Raw genomic sequence first — 17178 nt, 5'->3', positions numbered from 1 at the left:
GTGAGATCTGGCAGGTTATCTGTTAAAAAATTAAAGCTTGTTTGTTAATGGCTTGTTTGTTAATGGATAGCCCAGCGCTCTCGCCTACTCTTGCTTCGCCGCTCCTTTCTTATTTTGAAATATTTCTCCAAGCAGGATGCCCCCTATGAGCCTTAATGTCTCAGCATACTCCATTCGAAACCCTCTAGTTGCCATTCTTCTATTCATACTACTGACCCTTGGTGGTATCTATGGATTTATGCAAATGAAGGTTCAGCAGTTCCCTGATATTGATCTGCCCGCTGTGGTAGTCACTGTGACTTTGCCTGGCGCCGCCCCTAGCCAGCTAGAAAATGATGTGGCTAAAAAGATTGAAAACAAGATTTCCAGCATCGAGGGTGTGAAGCACATGAACACTACGCTCCAAACTGGGGCGGCTACGGTGACTACTGAATTCGTGTTAGAAAAGGACATTCAAGAAGCTGTAGACGATGTGCGCTCAGCAGTAGGGGAAGTCCAAGGGGACTTGCCCGCCGCCGCCAATGACCCTATCGTAACTAAGGTTACCACTGCTGGTCTGCCTGCTGTTACCTATACCGTAGCTGCCAATGGGGTTAGCCCTGAGGACTTATCTTGGTTTGTCGATGACACTATTAACAAGCGTCTGTCTGATATCAAAGGTGTGAGTACCGTAAGCCGCGTTGGAGGTCTGGAGCGTGAAATCAGTGTTGAGGTAGATCCCATAAGTCTTAATGCCCTACAACTACCCATTACTCAGCTGTCAGAACAAATCACCGGCATTCAGCAAGACAGCTCAGGCGGTGAGTCAGAGGTGGGCAGTAGCAAACAAAACATTCGTGTTTTGGGTGCGGTTAAGAGTGCTCGAGAGCTTAATGATTTACAAATTGCCTTACCCACAGGGGGAACTCATCGTCTGGGTGAGATAGCAACCATTACCGATGGCACAGCTGAGCCCAACTCTATTGCCAAATTAGACGGTGAAACCGTGGTTGCTTTTAATGTGACTCGTTCCCGTGGCGCCAGTGAAGTGGAAATCGTAAAACTGGTGGATGAAGAATTGGCTAAGCTACAACAAGATATGCCTAACTATACCATAACCAAAGTATTCGATCGGGCTACCCCAGTTGAAGAGGACTATAAAGCCTCGCTTAGAATGTTGATTGAGGGCGGGTTGTTAGCCGTGGTAGTGGTATTCCTGTTTTTACGTAACGTGCGTGCCACTATTGTCGCGGCAGTTGCTCTACCCTTATCGGTAATCCCTACCTTCTTAGGTATGTACCTGTTCGACTTTAGTTTAAACCTCATTAGTCTATTAGCACTGTCCTTAGTGGTGGGAGTATTGGTCGATGATGCCATTGTAGAGGTAGAAAACATCATACGTCACTTGCGCATGGGCAAGACCCCCTACCAGGCTGCAATGGAAGCGGCAGATGAGATTGGCTTGGCGGTAGTCGCCACAACCTTTACTTTAATTGCGGTGTTTTTGCCCACCGCCTTTATGAGCGGTATCGTTGGACAATTCTTCCGTCAGTTTGGTTGGACAGCAGCCATCTCTATTTTTGTATCACTAATGGTAGCCCGTTTAATCACCCCTATGATGGCCGCTTATGTGCTACGTCCTGAAAAGGAGCGTGTCGAAAAGACTGGTCGTATCATGAAGGCTTATTTAAAAACAGTCGGATGGACCCTACGTCACCGCTGGATTACCTTAGGCACTACTTTACTACTGTTTGCAGCCTCGTTGACTTTAGTGAAGCTGCTACCGACCACTTTTATCCCAGAAAATGACATTGACCAGACTCGAGTCGGTATCGAACTCACCCCAGATGCCAGCTTACAAGATACCAGCCGTATTACTAAAATGGTTGAAGATCGAATATCTCAAATTGAAGGGGTGAAAAGTATCTTAAGTGTGGTGGGTGATCCTCAACAAGCCAGCTTAGACTCCTCCTCTAGCTCTGGTAGCGTCTCTAATGCTGCTAGTGTGGATATTGTGCTTGAGCCGCGCGGAACACGTCCTAGTAAAATAGAGATTGAGCGCCAAATCACCGACGCTTTATCCACTGTCCCAAGTGCAAGATTTGATATCGGCTTATCTAGTGGCGGTGAATCTGGCTATAGTTTTGCGCTGACCAGTACCAATTCTGAGCTATTAGAGCAAATGGCGCAGCAGGTGATGAATGAGATTCGCTCTTTACCTGAAGCAGGTAGTGTTACCAGTAACCGTAGCTTGCCACGTCAAGAGCTGTCAATTGTTCCCAATCGCATTGCCATGGCCGATCAAGGTGCCACCACCCAAGGTGTCGCTGATACCTTACGTGTGGCTACTTTAGGTGATTATGAACAACGACTGTCTAAGCTTAACTTAGATACGCGTCAGGTGCCTATCGTGGTGCGCTTACCACAAGAAGCAAAAAACAATGTCAGCCAGCTGGCAGATTTATATGTTCCAACCTCAGGAACTACAGGCGCTCGAGTGGGTGAAGTTGCTGACCTATCATTTGGTACAGGGCCTTCTGAAATCCTACGTTTTGATAGAGAACGGGCCATTACCATCAACGTCCAAGTCGCAGGCGGTGAGTTAGGGGGCCTAGTAGAAGCAGTGAAATCAATTCCATCATTGCAAGAAGGCAATATCCCGGAAGGTATTTCAATCATCGACCAAGGTCAGGCTGAGAGTATGTCTGAATTGTTTGGTGGCTTCGTGATTGCCATCTCTGTCGGCATTATCTGTATCTTTGGCGTGCTTATTTTACTATTTGGTAAGGTGCTTCAGCCCTTCACCATTTTGATGGCGTTACCGTTATCTATTGGCGGTGCTTTTGTGGGTCTGGTGTTGACCAAAAGTAGCTTATCCATGCCCTCAATGATTGGCTTTATCATGCTGATGGGTATTGCCACCAAGAACTCTATTTTGTTGGTGGACTATGCCATTTTGGCCGAAAAAGAACACGGGTTGAATCGTTTTGACGCTCTTCTAGATTCTTGTCGTAAGCGGGCTCGACCTATTATCATGACCACCATAGCGATGGCTGCAGGCATGTTGCCTTTACTCTTTGGTCTAGGAGATGTCGACTCTACTTTTCGCCGTCCTATGGCAGCCGCGGTATTAGGGGGACTGTTCACCTCAACCTTCTTAAGTTTAATTGTCATTCCTATGGTTTATACTTTTATGGATGATATTTCTAATTGGTTTGCTAAATGGCTACGTCCGCATGGTAAAACCGAGTAATCACTAACCCTTTAACTAGTTTTTTTTATGTTACAAACGAACCGAGAGTTAACTATGAGCGTACCAAGCGACATTGAGATTGCCCAAAAAGCAACCCTGAAACCAATTGTAGAAATTGCTGAACAACTGGGTTTAGCCGCAGATAAGATTGAGCCTTATGGTCACTATAAAGCAAAAATCAATCCCAATGACGTATTTGCCAAACCACCAAAATCAAAAAACAGCAAATTGGTATTGGTCACGGCCATCAACCCTACCCCTGCTGGTGAAGGTAAAACTACCGTAACTATCGGTCTAACCGACGCTCTAAACCGAGTGCACAAACAAAACCAAGATGGAAAACGTACCATTGTTGCGCTACGTGAACCGTCAGTAGGTCCAGTATTTGGCATTAAAGGCGGTGCTGCGGGTGGCGGTTACGCTCAAGTATTGCCTATGGAAGACATTAATCTACACTTCACCGGCGACTTGCATGCCATAGGGGCGGCCAATAACTTATTGGCCGCTTTGATTGACAATCACATTTATCAAGGCAATGCTCTAAATATCGATCCAAAACAAATCCTTTGGCGCCGAGCAATGGACATGAATGACCGCCAACTGCGTAACATTGTGAGTGGTTTAGGCAATACCACAGATGGGGTCATGCGTGAAGGCGGATTCGATATTACTGTGGCATCAGAGGTGATGGCTATCTTTTGTCTGGCCACAGACCTGGCCGATTTAAAGCAGCGTTTGGGTGATATCTTAGTGGCTTATAGCAAAGACAAAAAGCCCATCTATGCCAAAGACTTAAATGCTCATGGCGCCATGACCGCCTTATTGAAAGAGGCCATAAAGCCTAATTTGGTTCAAACCATTGAAGGCAACCCTGCTATTTTACACGGAGGACCTTTTGCAAATATTGCTCATGGTTGTAACTCAGTCATTGCCACCCGCACTGCACTACATATGGCTGACTATACGTTAACTGAAGCTGGTTTCGGGGCTGACTTAGGCGCTGAGAAATTCTGTGATATTAAGTGCCGTCTTTCAGGTCTAACTCCCGATGCTGCTGTGGTCGTGGCCACCATTCGCGCCCTAAAATATAATGGCGGTGCTAGCAAAGACAGCTTGAAACAGGAAGATATAGCGGCCCTTGAGCAAGGCTTACCTAACCTAACCAAGCATATCGAGAACTTGCAAGAAATCTTTGGTTTATCTGTAATCGTAGCCATTAATCACTTTGAAAGCGATACTGATGCTGAAATTGAGATGGTACGCAAAGCGTGTAAGCGTCTGAAAGTTAAGGTTGCGCTAACTCAGGTATGGGAGAAAGGAGGCGCGGGGGGTGAGGATCTGGCCAAAGCTTTGATCGAGCTACTCGATGCAGCTGACAATAGTCCTAACAATAAACAAGATGAATTCAAGTTTGCTTACGATACTCAAATGAGGATTGAAGATAAAATCCGTACCGTGGCTCAGCGAGTATATGGGGCTAATGATATTGACATTAGCAGTACCGCCAAAGCAAAAATTCAGCGTTTGGAATCTCTACAGTTAGACAAACTACCGATTTGTATCGCTAAAACTCAATATTCTCTGAGTGACAACGCTTCTCTTCTAGGCCGCCCTACCGGCTTTAATGTTCAGGTACGTGATATTAGCCTCTCCAATGGTGCCGGCTTTATCGTGGTGATCTGCGGTCCTATTATGAGAATGCCTGGCCTACCTAAAACCCCTTCCGCTGAACGCATTGATGTCGATGAGGAGGGTAATATTGTCGGCTTGTTTTAATCAGCTATGCTCATTAACTTTAAACTGACCATAATTTTGAACAGAGCATAACTCTAAACTTAGCATTACTTTAAACAGAGCACTGAGCACTATGCCAGTGCTCTTTTTTTTGGGTCAAATCGACTGCTAGGGTAGTCAAATGACTTTATAAACAATATTTTTTTGCCCTAAATCCTGACTGTTGGGTATGTATGCCCTATAAAGTAAATTCGTTTATGAATTGTTAAACTACTGTTATTAAGTTTTACATCGCGGATAAACTTGAGTAAGGTTACAGACATCTAAGCGCTGAACAGCCCTAAATATAAGTATTTCAAGCATTTGAGTAAGCTAGTGAAAACTTGTCTTAGCTAAATGCAATTATAAGAAAACTGTAGTTATAAGAAAACTGTAGTTATAAGTAATAACTTATTGTATTGCCTTGTATTGCCTATCCGCTGTTCGGTCGATGCTTAATTATTTATGCTCAATCAGCAGCATTTAGCCAAGTTATTTAGAAGAGTCTTTTAAGCGAAGAATCTTCACATAGAAAAGATTGGGTGAGCTTGTGATTGGGTGAGTTTGTTAAGTTAAGCCTTAATATTGATCTTAATAATGCGCTTAACTTACTATCGCCATTATTATGTTGATTCTAATTTTATTGAATCTTACATCAGCTTTTACAGCTTAAAATTAAAATTAAGTGACTTAGATTTATTTATTAGACCTCTGAATCAGTGCCTAATAATACGTTTACAGGGATTTTCGAGAATTAAGGGATTAAAGAGTCGCTACTCTGCTACATTTGTATCTCCTCTTGCTCATATCTCTTTAAACCCATTCGCTTACTTAGCTATTTCTTGCGCTGTATTGTTGTTTTATCCAACCATTACGCCAGCTTATCTTGCTAGCCAAATGAGGAAGTTATGAAGCCTATATCTGCTTTATCATCATTATATAAATCGACCCTTCAAAACCCAGTGGCCCTATCATTCACCAGTAAAGCAGTGACCGCCTCGTTATTGGGTCTGTCTCTCAGCTCAGCCAGTGCTACTCCTGTTGCCATGCCTTCCCATAACAAGGCCAATAGTGAGTTGGTAAATCGTGGCGCTTATATTGCCAGACAGGCAGACTGCATGGGGTGTCATAGAGAGGATTACTCAGGTGGTATCGCTGTAGAGGCCCCAATGGGTACCATTTATGGCACCAACATTACTCCTTCAGTACGCTATGGCATCGGCAACTATACCGAACAAGATTTTAAAAATGCTTTGATCAAAGGTAAGGCACCAAACCATAGGCTTTATCCTGCCATGCCCTACCCTGACTATAAGGGCATGACAGAGGAAGACATCTCTGCACTGTTTGCTTATTTTCAAACCGTGCCAGCCATTGATGAACCCCCAACTTACAAAACTGAACTGCCGTTTCCCTTCAATATTCGCAGCTTAATGCTAGGTTGGAACTTAGTTAATATGCCCACCTGGAAAACTGCTGAAAACTTAGACAAAAACCAGCAATATGGTCAGTATCTGGTCGACAACCTAGCCCACTGTGGCACCTGTCACACCCCGCGTAATGTGACCATGGGTTATGACATGAAAAACTACCTGTCAGGGGCAATGATAGGTCCTTGGCATGCCCCAAACATTACCCCTGATGAGGCCAGTGGTATTGGCAGCTGGAGCGAAGAAGAGATTGTGACCTATCTTCGAAATGGCGGCGTGCATCAAAAAGCTTTAGCCGCTGGGCCAATGAGCGAAGTGGTCATGAACAGTACTCGCTACTTAAATGATAAAGATTTAAAGGCCATCGCCAGTTACCTAAAAGCGGTGCCAGCCGTTACCACAGCCGACACAGTTCAGCCATTGAATGTGGCTGCCTTACCTAAGAAGCATAGCGATGACATTGCCATCAACCTACTTGATCAGATGGACATCCTAAAAGAGGCCAAAGCCAAAGCTTCCTCTAAGTCTGAATCTTTGTACCTTGCTGAATGTGCAAGCTGTCACGGTATCAATGGCTACGGCCAGCCTGACGCAGGTTACGCCCCAATTGTGGGTTTAACCAGCTTGAGACGCGACAACCCAGCCCCGGTTATTAGCGTGGTGGCCAATGGCATTCACCAAGTGGTAAACACTCGCCCGCAAATGCCTGGCTTTAAAGATGACTTAACTGCTGAAGAAATGGCAGAGATCGTTAACTACGTTCGTACAACTTTTGGTGGTTTACCAGAGAGCAAGGTGACTGCAGATGATGTGGCCAAACAGATAAAGGCAGGACCCCAAACCCCTTTTATCGTTAAAAATGCAGGGTGGCTAGCCGCCTTAGGTATCATTGCAGGCCTAATTGTATTGGCGCTACTAATTCGTTGGTTCATTCGCCGTCGTTAATCAAACACTTTGATTGTTAACCTAGGTGACTGTCAATAAGGTGACGGGCAACAAATTGACAGGCAACAAGGTGACGGGCAACAATGCGCACTTTTTAGCCATATAACAAACTAATGATAGGCAACATTAAGCGCCGCTGAACAGACATGACACTAATAAAAAACTTACTATAAATCGCTTGGCATACCACTCAATTCATGGTGCACCAAGCGGATAAAGTAACAAGGATAAGATGATGATTGATACCCTTAAATCACCAACACGCCGGCAGCTACTAACTATGATTGGTAAGACCGCTGGTGGCGCAGCCATGTACCAAGCGATGACCACATTAGGCTTCGCTTCAGAGTCCTCTTTCAATGGCCAGATGGAGCTTACAGGCGCCCCAGATGGCGCAAGTATTATTGTCCTAGGCGCAGGCTTAGCCGGACTGGCTGCCGCTTATGAGTTAAGAAAAGCGGGCTATAAAGTAACGGTTTTAGAGTATCAAAACCGAGGCGGTGGTCGCAGTCTGCATCTAAAAGGCGGTGACAAGTTTACTGAGCTTGGCGGAGGAGTCGTGACCTGTGACTTCGAAGAAGGCAACTACTTTAATCCAGGCCCTTGGCGTATTCCTAGCCACCACTATGCTGTACTTCACTACTGCAAAAAATTCGGTGTGGCATTAGAGCCTTTCATCCAGACCAACAACAGAGCCTATCTACACCGCACCAATCACTTCGGCGGTGTGCCACAGCGTCTAGGCGATGTGCAGCACGATATCCGTGGTCATGTGTCGGAACTGCTGTCTAAAGCGGTTAATACGGGTGGCTTAGACCGAGAAGTGACTCGTGAAGACAAAGAGATGCTCCTTGAGAACCTAAAAGGCTGGGGCGCGCTTAGCAACGACTACACATACAAGCGCAGTCTCACTACCAGTAAGTATCGCGGTTACTCTGTCTATCCTGGTGGCGGCCTTATGCCCAATGAACAGGCCTCTACCCCTCTGCCTTTAGATGACTTATTGAAGTCTGGAGTATGGCAAGACATCTATGCGCAGCACACCACTTATAGCCATAGCCCGACTATGTTCCAGCCTGTGGGCGGTATGGGTAAGATTGGTGATGCCTTCACTCGTGAATGTCAGGACTTAATTAAGCTAAATGCGAAAGTAACTGAAATTCGTCAAGATGATAGCGGCGTTACAGTCTCCTATGTGGACAGTAATAACGAATCAGGCCCAACTCAGACAGCTCGTGCTGATTACTGTATTTGTACCATTCCATTGTCGGTATTGACCCAAATACCAATTAACGTCTCTAAGCCAATGGCGGATGCTATGGCGGCTGTCCCTTATGAGACCTCCTTTAAAGTGGGTCTAGAATTTAAACGCCGCTTCTGGGAAGAAGATGAATGGATTTATGGAGGGGTGACTTATACCGATATGCCAATCCAGCAGATATCTTACCCCTCACAAGATATGTTCAAGCAAGGTAGCGGAGTACTTTTAGGCGGCTATGGCTATGGCCCAACCTCTTATAAGTTCAACACCCTTACTCCAGAAGAGCGTATCGAAGTGGCTCTGGCTTACGGTAAACACATTCACCCTCAGTATCTAAAAGAGTTCCGCTCTGGTACTTCGATGGTGTGGCACCGTATGCCTTGGACTCTAGGTTGTTATGGTGTATGGACCCAAGAAACCCGAGATCAGCACTATAAGACACTGTGTAGCATTGATAATCGTATTGTTCTGGCAGGTGAGCATTGCTCACATATTCCTGCTTGGCAAGAAGGCTCAATTTTGTCTGGATTGGATTCAGCAAAACGCCTACACCAACATGCACTATCAGTGTAATACGCAACGATTGTCTGACATGGTATAAAGCATAAAGAGGCTAATATGAAATATTTTAAAGCTCCCTCCTTGACCCCGCTGAGCATGGTACTTATTGGGTCAACTTTAGGGCTACTAACTGGGTGCTCATCTCAATCTGATGATACGGTAACCTTGGCTCAAACTTCTGATACCTTCACCGGTGCACCGGTGCAACAGGAAGTTGACCCTTATGCCAGCCGTAATAATGGGGCGTGGGGCGGAGTCTATATGACCGAATCCGAACTTAACGATAACAATCGACATATTGTCGATATTGATGCCGTACCGCCATTTGATCAAGACCCTAGTTTAGAGAAGTGGAACGAGAAGTTTGGCTACGAGAACGCTTACGTTTCTACCGATGGCAAAAAACTGTATCACGACTCCTGTGCTGGTTGTCACATGCATGAAGGCGAGGGTGCATATGGCGCAGGCTATTACCCCCCTCTAGCCAACAACAGCAAAATGCAGTCTAAATACTATATTATTGACATCTTAATCAATGGTTTACGGGGTATGCCCTCATTTAGACATATGATGAATGATGAGCAGATTGCTGCGGTTACTGAGTACGTAGTGAAGGACCTGAACGGCTTCGATGAAGAAGTGACGGCAGAGGATGTGGCACAGCTACGCCCAACTACGCCGCCTGCTGTAGACCCAGCTTTATAAGCTTTTTACTAATCAAACAGATGGCTTAGTGCTTTATAAGCTGATTTTCCTGATACGTTATTGATTTAACTTCATTTGCTTGCTTTTAACCCAGTTAAGAGCAAGCTTTTTTTAATTAAAAATTTAGGGTTAACTGGATTTGCTTTAGTTCTGCAGTATAAAAACTTTACAGCAATTCTTCCTTTTATTTTTATAATTAAACAGAATCAGAACGATACCCCCTTGCGTTTAAGGTACGTTAATAGTCCTCAATGGTTTAACTTTTAATACGCTGATAATAGGCTGAGTTTTAATGAAAAGTAGAATTTATAATGGCTTAAAATTAAGTGCTGGCTTAGCCGCGGTCCTTATGGTTATGGGCTGTCAAACTACCTCCGTCACTGATAATACAAAATCGGTGACTGACTCCGATACAAGCGCTGTAGAAAAAGTAACTGTTAATAAAGATAAGACTAGCCCCCTGCCTACTGCTGCTTCCTCCCCTTTATTGCTTTATTATTTTACCCCTACACTTTTGATGCAGCGCATATATCCTGTGGTTACAGGCCGCTATGTGGTGCAAGATAACTGCTTGAGGTTTGAGCAGGTTTATAATAATAAAACCCGTCTTCTGACCCCGTTGTTTGATCCTACTTACAAGGTCTCTTTGCTACAAGATGAGCAAGCTCTTATCTTAGATGGCACACGGGTTAAATTTGGAGAGACCATAAAGACCGGCGGTTCGGTTAAAGAAGAGTATCTATTTTATCACTTACAATTTGATAACCCACAAAGCGGGGTATCTGAGTCTGTGCGTAACCCAGAAGATCACTCCTGTCTTACAGAGCCGGGCATCTTTATGAGAAGCGAGCTTATCGATTGACTCTAGCCACCCCGATAACTGAGCGCCTCACTTAGATGAGGCGTTTTTATATCTGTACTGTTTGCCAAATCTGCTATGGTTCGTGCCACTCGCAATAGACGGTGATAACCACGCGCAGATAAATTCAGTTTGCTTTGTGCCATCGCTAACAGCTGTTTTTCACTGTCACCCAACGTAATATGCTCGTCCATTTCGCTTGGGGTTAACTCACAATTGGGTTTGTTTTGCCGCTCCTGTTGACGTTTATAAGCACGAGTTACTCGTGTTCGAACCGTCTGTGAGGCCTCACCTGGCTGACTATTCTGAAGGTCACTAATCGGTAAAGCGGGTACACTAACCTGCAAATCTATTCTATCTAGTAGAGGACCAGAAATTTTATCCTGATAACGCTGAATTTGTTCGGGTCGGCAATGGCAACGATTGGAGGGGTCTCCATGATAACCACAAGGGCAAGGATTCATCGCAGCCACCAATTGAAAGTTAGCGGGGAATGTGGCCTGTTGATTGGCACGGCTGATGGTAATTTGCTTTGATTCTAACGGTTGACGTAATACCTCAAGCACCTTACGGTCAAACTCTGGCATCTCATCCAAAAATAACACTCCTTTATTGGCCAGCGTAATCTCACCAGGTTTAGGGCGTGAACCTCCTCCTACCAAAGCCACCGCAGAAATCGTGTGGTGAATTTCTCTAAAAGGTCTACTGCCATACTGATACTCGGTATTGGCGACCGAATAAGTACTGGCCACCTCTAAAGCCTCTTCATCATTTAAGTCAGGCAATATGGTTGGTAGCCGTGCTGCCATCAAAGTCTTGCCGGAGCCTGGTGGACCAGTAAATAATAATGAATGACCACCCGCTGCAGCGATCTCCAGCGCCCGTCTGGCATGATGCTGTCCCTTAACATCAGCTAAGTCTACCTTGTAACTGGCATTTACCACAGGCAATTTTGACACCACCGCCTTTAGCAACCCTTTAGGCATCTCGGTTAAGCTTGTCGCTTTACCCTGGCTGCTTACTCTATTTTCTACTTGTAAATGCTCACAAACCTCGATGAGGTTATTGGCAGCATACACCTCTATTCCTTTCACTCGGCTAGACTCTATACCATTGCCTGCCGGTACCATAAGTTTACGGGTTTTATGGATAGCCTTAGAGGAATTATTACCCTGTTTTTTACGCTGATTGCTATCGGTTTTTATGGCTCTGGCTACCGCTAGCCCGCCTGCAATAGAGCGCAGGTCGCCATTTAATGCCAACTCTCCGATAAACTCATAATCCTCTAACCATTGCGGCTCTACCTGACCGCTGGCCGCCAAAATACCCATGGCGATTGGCAAATCTAAACGAGCCCCTTCTTTAGGTAAGTCAGCAGGAGCCAAATTAATAGTTAACCGCCGATTGGGAAATTGAAAATTAGAATTAATTAAGGCAGAGCGAACCCTATCTTTGCTCTCTCGAACCGCCGCTTCAGGCAACCCCACGATGGTTAACGCCGGAAGTCCCTGTGATAAATGGACTTCTACCATAACTTTGGGAGCATGCAGACCGACAACCGAGCGGGTATGTACTTGGGCAAAAGACATCATCGACCTTAATATAAAATTTAATTATTAGAAATATTTCATTGATAATAAATTATTTGTTAAGGGTTAGCAAAGTTAACTGCTAATTTAATCCCTATTTATTATTCAATTAACCAGATAAGCATAGGCCTTAATAAATAGATTCTAAAAATAAGCCTTCAGTACCAACCATATTTAATGCACCTAGCACAATAACAAAACAAGCCGCGTAATAATGCTAAAATTGACCCTCTTCTTAAGGTAAAGTTAGCTTTTTAACTAACCCATTGTTAAAGCCAAAGTAAAAAGGAAGGCATGAGTGGATAAACAGACGGTAGTAGCTTTAACTTGCCTGATAGCTGGTGGAGCATTATTGGGGGTCTCCACCAACATAGCAAAATATGCTGGTACAGTAGGATTAACCCCCTTGGCTTTTGTATTTTGGTCCATTACAGGGGCAGCAATGCTGCTATTGGTAATGGCCATCTTTCGCCGCCAACTGCCCCCTATAAATAAGTCGAGTATCGAATACTATTTAGTCGCCGCCTTGGTCAGCGTGGCCGGCTCGAACTTGATCTTTTTCTCAGCCATACCCCAAGTTGGGGCCAGCTTTGTGGCTTTAGTGATTACCCTTCCCCCCTTATTAACTTATGTCGGCGCTCTACTGCTTAAAATGGAGCGCTTTGATCCACTACGGGCTTTGGGAGTACTATCTGCATTGGCGGGAGCTGGGGTATTGGCAGCCAATAAATTGACCGCTCCTGGTGCCAGTGCTTTTTGGATTTTGCTTGCCCTTTGTGGCCCAGTATTATTGGCGATAGGTAATCTTTACCGCACTCTACGTTGGCCTACCGGCGCCTCACCAAGCGCTTTAGCCCCTGGTATGCTAGTAGCGGCTTCCCTGCAATTGGGAATGCTTAGCTTATTACCTGATTTTTCATTGGCCCTACCTGATAAAGACTCCTTCAATTTATCAGTATCGATAGCCATCATTGGGCTACAAGCCTTCATTTTTGCTGCTCAGTTTCAACTGTTGTTTGTGCTACAAAAGGCAGGCGGACCGGTGTTGCTCAGTCTGCTGGGCTCAACCGCTGCTGTGTTTGCGGTGCCTATTGCCATATTTTTGCAAGCTGAGCCTCCGCCAGAAGGGCTGGCTTTGGGGGCTTTATTAATCGCTATCGGGGTGGCACTGGTCACTTGGGGCGGGATAAGAAAACCGGTCATTAACCAATAAATAACTGACTGTATGGCGATTAAAATCTTATCAGGGCCGATGGCCTTACTATTGTTTCGATCTGAACTATCTTTTCGATCTGTACTACCCTTTCGAGCTGTACTATCTTTTCGATCTGTACTATCTTTTCGAGCTGTACTACCCTTTCGAGCTATAGTAAAACCCATCGTTTCAGGTTATCTTTCTATAATTTGTTATAATTGATTCACTATATAATTTCTATCTCATCGCTTCTGTTTATCGGCTCTCCGATAAGGCCAATCTTATGACTAATTCTGCAATTTTTACAGACCAAGCCAATCAACCCCCATCTACTGAGCGTCCGGATTTCTCTCCTGCCAATCCTTATGCCAAAAAACAGTTTGATGCAGCGACTTCTGATATGCCGCAGTTAGAATACGATGAGGCTTTGGTTCATAAATATAATCGTTCAGGACCACGCTACACCTCGTACCCTACCGCCCTTGAGTTCAAACCGATTGAAGCTGGGGCCGAATTAGATATTTTGACCAGTCGTGATCCCAACACTCCGCTATCGCTTTACTTCCATATCCCTTTTTGTCGTCATCTTTGCTATTACTGTGCCTGTAATAAGATTATTACTAAGAAAAACAGTGATGCCGGCGACTATTTAGAGTACCTAAAAGCAGAAGTAAGACAAAAAAGAGCGCTGTTGGAGCGCCCTGCTTCTGGCGGTAAACCTTACGTCAAGCAATTACATCTCGGCGGTGGCACCCCAACTTTCTTTAGTGATGAAGAGCTTACCGAGCTTTGGGAGTTTTTGCAGACTCAATTTGAGTTTGCTCCTACCTCACAAGACAAAACCACTGCTGAGCACCCAGAAGTGGGCGATTATTCGGTTGAAATCGATCCTAGAGAAATCCGGGACACTACATTGACCGTTCTACGTAACCTAGGCTTTAACCGAGTGAGCTTTGGGGTACAAGACTTAGATTATGAAGTACAAATTGCCGTCAACCGAGTGCAGTCTGAAGAGCTAATTCGCGGTGTGATGCAAGAAACACGTCGATTGGGCTTTAAATCTACCAATATTGACTTAATCTACGGACTTCCCCATCAGACTCCACAAACGTTTGCGAAGACAGTAGAGACTATTATTGATATCTCGCCCGATAGATTGTCCATCTTTAACTATGCTCACTTGCCCAATCGCTTTAAGTCGCAGCGTCAGATTAAGGAAGAGGACTTACCGACACCTGCCCAAAAGCTTGAGATGTTCAGCGATACCATCGCCGCTTTAAATGAGGCCGGCTACCAATATATTGGTATTGACCACTTTGCCAAACCTGATGACAGTATGGCCGTGGCTCAACGTGAAGGCATCCTACATCGCAACTTCCAAGGCTATACCATCTTAGGTGACTGTGATTTATTGGGCTTTGGCGTGTCTTCTATCAGTCAAGTTAACAGCACGCTTTATGCCAATAAAGGCAACACTGCCACTCATATTCTACAAAACCATACCGATCTGAAAGAGTATGAAGCCATGGTAGATGCTGGCAAATTACCTGCCGTGCGACATATTAAAAGCAACATCGAAGATCGACTACGTGGCTATATCATCTCAAACCTACTGTGCCATGATTACATCGACTTCAAAGACTTAAATCAAAAGTTTGGCATCGATGCCATTACTTACTTTATCGATGAAATTCAGCAGCTTGGTGAAATGCAACAAGATCGACTGATTGATATGGATGCCGCGGGTATTCGTATCCTACCTAAAGGTCGCCTGCTTGCCCGCAACGTAGCCATGGTGTTTGATACTTATTTGGCCAGCAAAGAAAAAGGCCGTTTTTCAAAAGTAATTTAACGCTTTAAATCTTGGTAATTAACTCAAAAAACCGACCCCAGTTGCAGTGGAGTCGGTTTTTTTGTGGTAATACAGGGAGTTATCGTAAAGAGGCCGCTACCTCTTCTAGTAATGGTGGTATGTCCATCACCTCGGTAACCACCTCAATAAACACCATTTTATCTTGAGTATTACTTGCCAGCTCTAGGGCGGACTTAAGCTCAGCAGGTGTGGTCGCTTTCACAATCGCACAGTTGTCCTCATTGGCACCAAATGCCTTCGGCATAATCTGCCAGTCACTATACGGGATATCGTTATAAAGCTGCTTTTCACCATGAATGGCGCGCTCTACAGTGTATCCCGAGTTGTTAATGAGGATGATCACAGGGTTTAGTCGCTCGCGTATCATTACCCCCAATTCTTGAATGGTCAGTAGCGCTGACCCATCCCCTATCAACAACACTGATCGCTTATTTGGAGAGGCTAGACCGGCGCCCAAACTGGCGGGCAGGGTATAGCCGATTGAGCCCCACAAAGGCTGACCATAAAAGGTTATGCCCTCTGGTAAGCGAACCTCACTCATACCAAAGTATGCGGTACCTTGCTCAGCGAAGACGATATTTTTGTCCTCTAGAGCACTGGCAATGATGTGCCATAAATCTTTTTGTAGTAACGGCTCATCTTCTGCCCCTGGCTGTTTGTGCAGATCAACTTTACCTATTAATGGCTTAGGCTTAATCTCAATACCTGAGGTCAATACTTCATGCAAAGCTTGAATGGCATCCTTCATAGCAATGGGAGCAAAAACCTTGTCGGCAACAGTGCTACGCTCTTGATGAATATCGACTACACGTGAGGTGTCAATTTTTTGAGTAAAGCCAGCGGTAGTGGTATCGGTATAGTTCACTCCAAGCTTAATTAAACACTCTGCGTTTTCTATCGCATCTTTTACTACTCGCTGCGAGGGCTCACCCACATAAACCCCCGCCCAACGCTCACTATTTTCATCTAACAAAGACTTGCCCCAAGATAAGGTAGCATATGGGATTTGGGTATCCGCTACTAAAGCCCTAACTTGGGTTTGCAGTCCTAATCGATGCACCATTAAGTCCGCAATTAAAGTGGTGGCTTTACCCTCAATGTACTGACTTAATTCTTTTTTGAAATCACTTAAAGCTATCTGGCTAGTGATGTCTTCTTCGCTGTCTTTTAATTTAGTAGTAGGCGGATAGATGGGCAGTTTTGCCACATCGGGAGACAATAGTAAGTAGCCTGGGCGCTGTTTTGTTAGCACCATGCGAATCACTCTATCAATCTCTGATGCCGCGTTTTTCGCTGTGATCTCTGCTCGGGCCACACTAACCGGCTCTACCATTTTAATAAAATGGTTAAATTCGCCATCACCTAAGCTATGGTGCAAGCGACGCTTGCCGTCTCTTAACTTGGTGTCTGGTGCTCCTACAATGTGTAATACAGGAGCGTATTCTGCAAATGAGCCTGCAGTGGCATTAATTGCTGATAATTCACCCACTCCAAAGGTCGTAACCATCGCCGCAAACCGTCGTTCACGAGCGTAACCATCAGCAGCATAGCCTGCATTTAACTCATTGCTATTACCTACCCAGCGCAGCTTATCGGAGGCAATAATATTGTCCAAAAAAGATAAGTTATAATCACCTGGCACCCCAAAAATCTCACTGGCACCGGCTTCTGCCACCCGATCAAATAGATAATCGGCTATGGTATAGGTATGTTCTGACATGATCGTCTCCTATTTATATTGTTATTATTAACATG

Annotated in this window: 10 protein-coding genes; 8 read left to right on the top strand and 2 right to left on the bottom strand. The window is 44.9% G+C overall.

All coding sequences use genetic code 11. The features are described from left to right. The first annotated feature begins 145 nt into the window (after positions 1-145). From G561_RS0100660 to G561_RS0100635, 6 genes are all read left to right on the top strand, one after another. Entirely contained in the window at positions 146-3232 is a 3087-nt protein-coding gene (locus tag G561_RS0100660) for an efflux RND transporter permease subunit (protein ID WP_028857818.1), read from the top strand. 54 nt (positions 3233-3286) lie between these two features. Next, entirely contained in the window at positions 3287-5008 is a 1722-nt protein-coding gene (locus G561_RS0100655) for a formate--tetrahydrofolate ligase (RefSeq protein ID WP_028857817.1), read from the top strand. 905 nt (positions 5009-5913) lie between these two features. Further along, entirely contained in the window at positions 5914-7380 is a 1467-nt protein-coding gene (locus G561_RS0100650) for a cytochrome c (protein ID WP_028857816.1), read from the top strand. A 235-nt stretch (positions 7381-7615) separates the two neighbouring features. Then, a complete protein-coding gene (locus G561_RS0100645) occupies positions 7616-9214 on the top strand; it encodes a flavin monoamine oxidase family protein (RefSeq protein WP_028857815.1) in 1599 nt (532 codons plus the stop codon). Positions 9215-9259: 45 nt separating this feature from the next. Then, positions 9260-9907, top strand: coding sequence for a cytochrome c (locus G561_RS0100640; protein WP_028857814.1), 648 nt, complete (start codon positions 9260-9262; stop codon positions 9905-9907). 292 nt (positions 9908-10199) lie between these two features. Continuing rightward, positions 10200-10769, top strand: a complete 570-nt coding sequence (locus G561_RS0100635; RefSeq protein ID WP_028857813.1) for a hypothetical protein — start codon at positions 10200-10202, stop codon at positions 10767-10769. A gap of 2 nt (positions 10770-10771) precedes the next feature. Here the strand turns inward: G561_RS0100635 and G561_RS0100630 are convergent, their stop codons facing one another. Next, entirely contained in the window at positions 10772-12355 is a 1584-nt protein-coding gene (locus G561_RS0100630; protein WP_028857812.1) for a YifB family Mg chelatase-like AAA ATPase, read from the bottom strand. Positions 12356-12653: 298 nt separating this feature from the next. Between G561_RS0100630 and G561_RS0100625 the strand changes: the two genes are divergently transcribed. Then, positions 12654-13568, top strand: coding sequence for a DMT family transporter (locus G561_RS0100625; RefSeq protein WP_028857811.1), 915 nt, complete (start codon positions 12654-12656; stop codon positions 13566-13568). A gap of 265 nt (positions 13569-13833) precedes the next feature. Beyond that, positions 13834-15402, top strand: a complete 1569-nt coding sequence (gene hemN, locus G561_RS0100620; RefSeq protein ID WP_028857810.1) for an oxygen-independent coproporphyrinogen III oxidase — start codon at positions 13834-13836, stop codon at positions 15400-15402. A gap of 79 nt (positions 15403-15481) precedes the next feature. Here the strand turns inward: hemN and G561_RS0100615 are convergent, their stop codons facing one another. Next, positions 15482-17143 (bottom strand): alpha-keto acid decarboxylase family protein, encoded by a 1662-nt coding sequence (locus tag G561_RS0100615; protein ID WP_028857809.1) that lies wholly within the window; start codon positions 17141-17143, stop codon positions 15482-15484. Positions 17144-17178: the final 35 nt, after the last annotated feature.

The sequence above is a fragment of the Psychrobacter phenylpyruvicus DSM 7000 = NBRC 102152 genome, assembly GCF_000685805.1.
Classification (GTDB): Bacteria; Pseudomonadota; Gammaproteobacteria; order Pseudomonadales; family Moraxellaceae; genus Psychrobacter; species Psychrobacter phenylpyruvicus.
Note: the sequence above shows the minus strand (reverse complement) of the source record. Positions and strands in the feature narration are given on the sequence as shown.

What these genes read in the sequence shown, in the direction of transcription:
- G561_RS0100645 (WP_028857815.1), top strand. Translation starts at nt 7,616, where the DNA reads ATGATTGATACCCTTAAATCACCAACACGCCGGCAGCTACTAACTATG.
- G561_RS0100655 (WP_028857817.1), top strand. Translation starts at nt 3,287, where the DNA reads ATGAGCGTACCAAGCGACATTGAGATTGCCCAAAAAGCAACCCTGAAA.
- G561_RS0100650 (WP_028857816.1), top strand. Translation starts at nt 5,914, where the DNA reads ATGAAGCCTATATCTGCTTTATCATCATTATATAAATCGACCCTTCAA.
- G561_RS0100630 (WP_028857812.1), bottom strand. Translation starts at nt 12,355, where the DNA reads ATGTCTTTTGCCCAAGTACATACCCGCTCGGTTGTCGGTCTGCATGCT.
- G561_RS0100660 (WP_028857818.1), top strand. Translation starts at nt 146, where the DNA reads ATGAGCCTTAATGTCTCAGCATACTCCATTCGAAACCCTCTAGTTGCC.
- hemN (WP_028857810.1), top strand. Translation starts at nt 13,834, where the DNA reads ATGACTAATTCTGCAATTTTTACAGACCAAGCCAATCAACCCCCATCT.
- G561_RS0100640 (WP_028857814.1), top strand. Translation starts at nt 9,260, where the DNA reads ATGAAATATTTTAAAGCTCCCTCCTTGACCCCGCTGAGCATGGTACTT.
- G561_RS0100615 (WP_028857809.1), bottom strand. Translation starts at nt 17,143, where the DNA reads ATGTCAGAACATACCTATACCATAGCCGATTATCTATTTGATCGGGTG.
- G561_RS0100635 (WP_028857813.1), top strand. Translation starts at nt 10,200, where the DNA reads ATGAAAAGTAGAATTTATAATGGCTTAAAATTAAGTGCTGGCTTAGCC.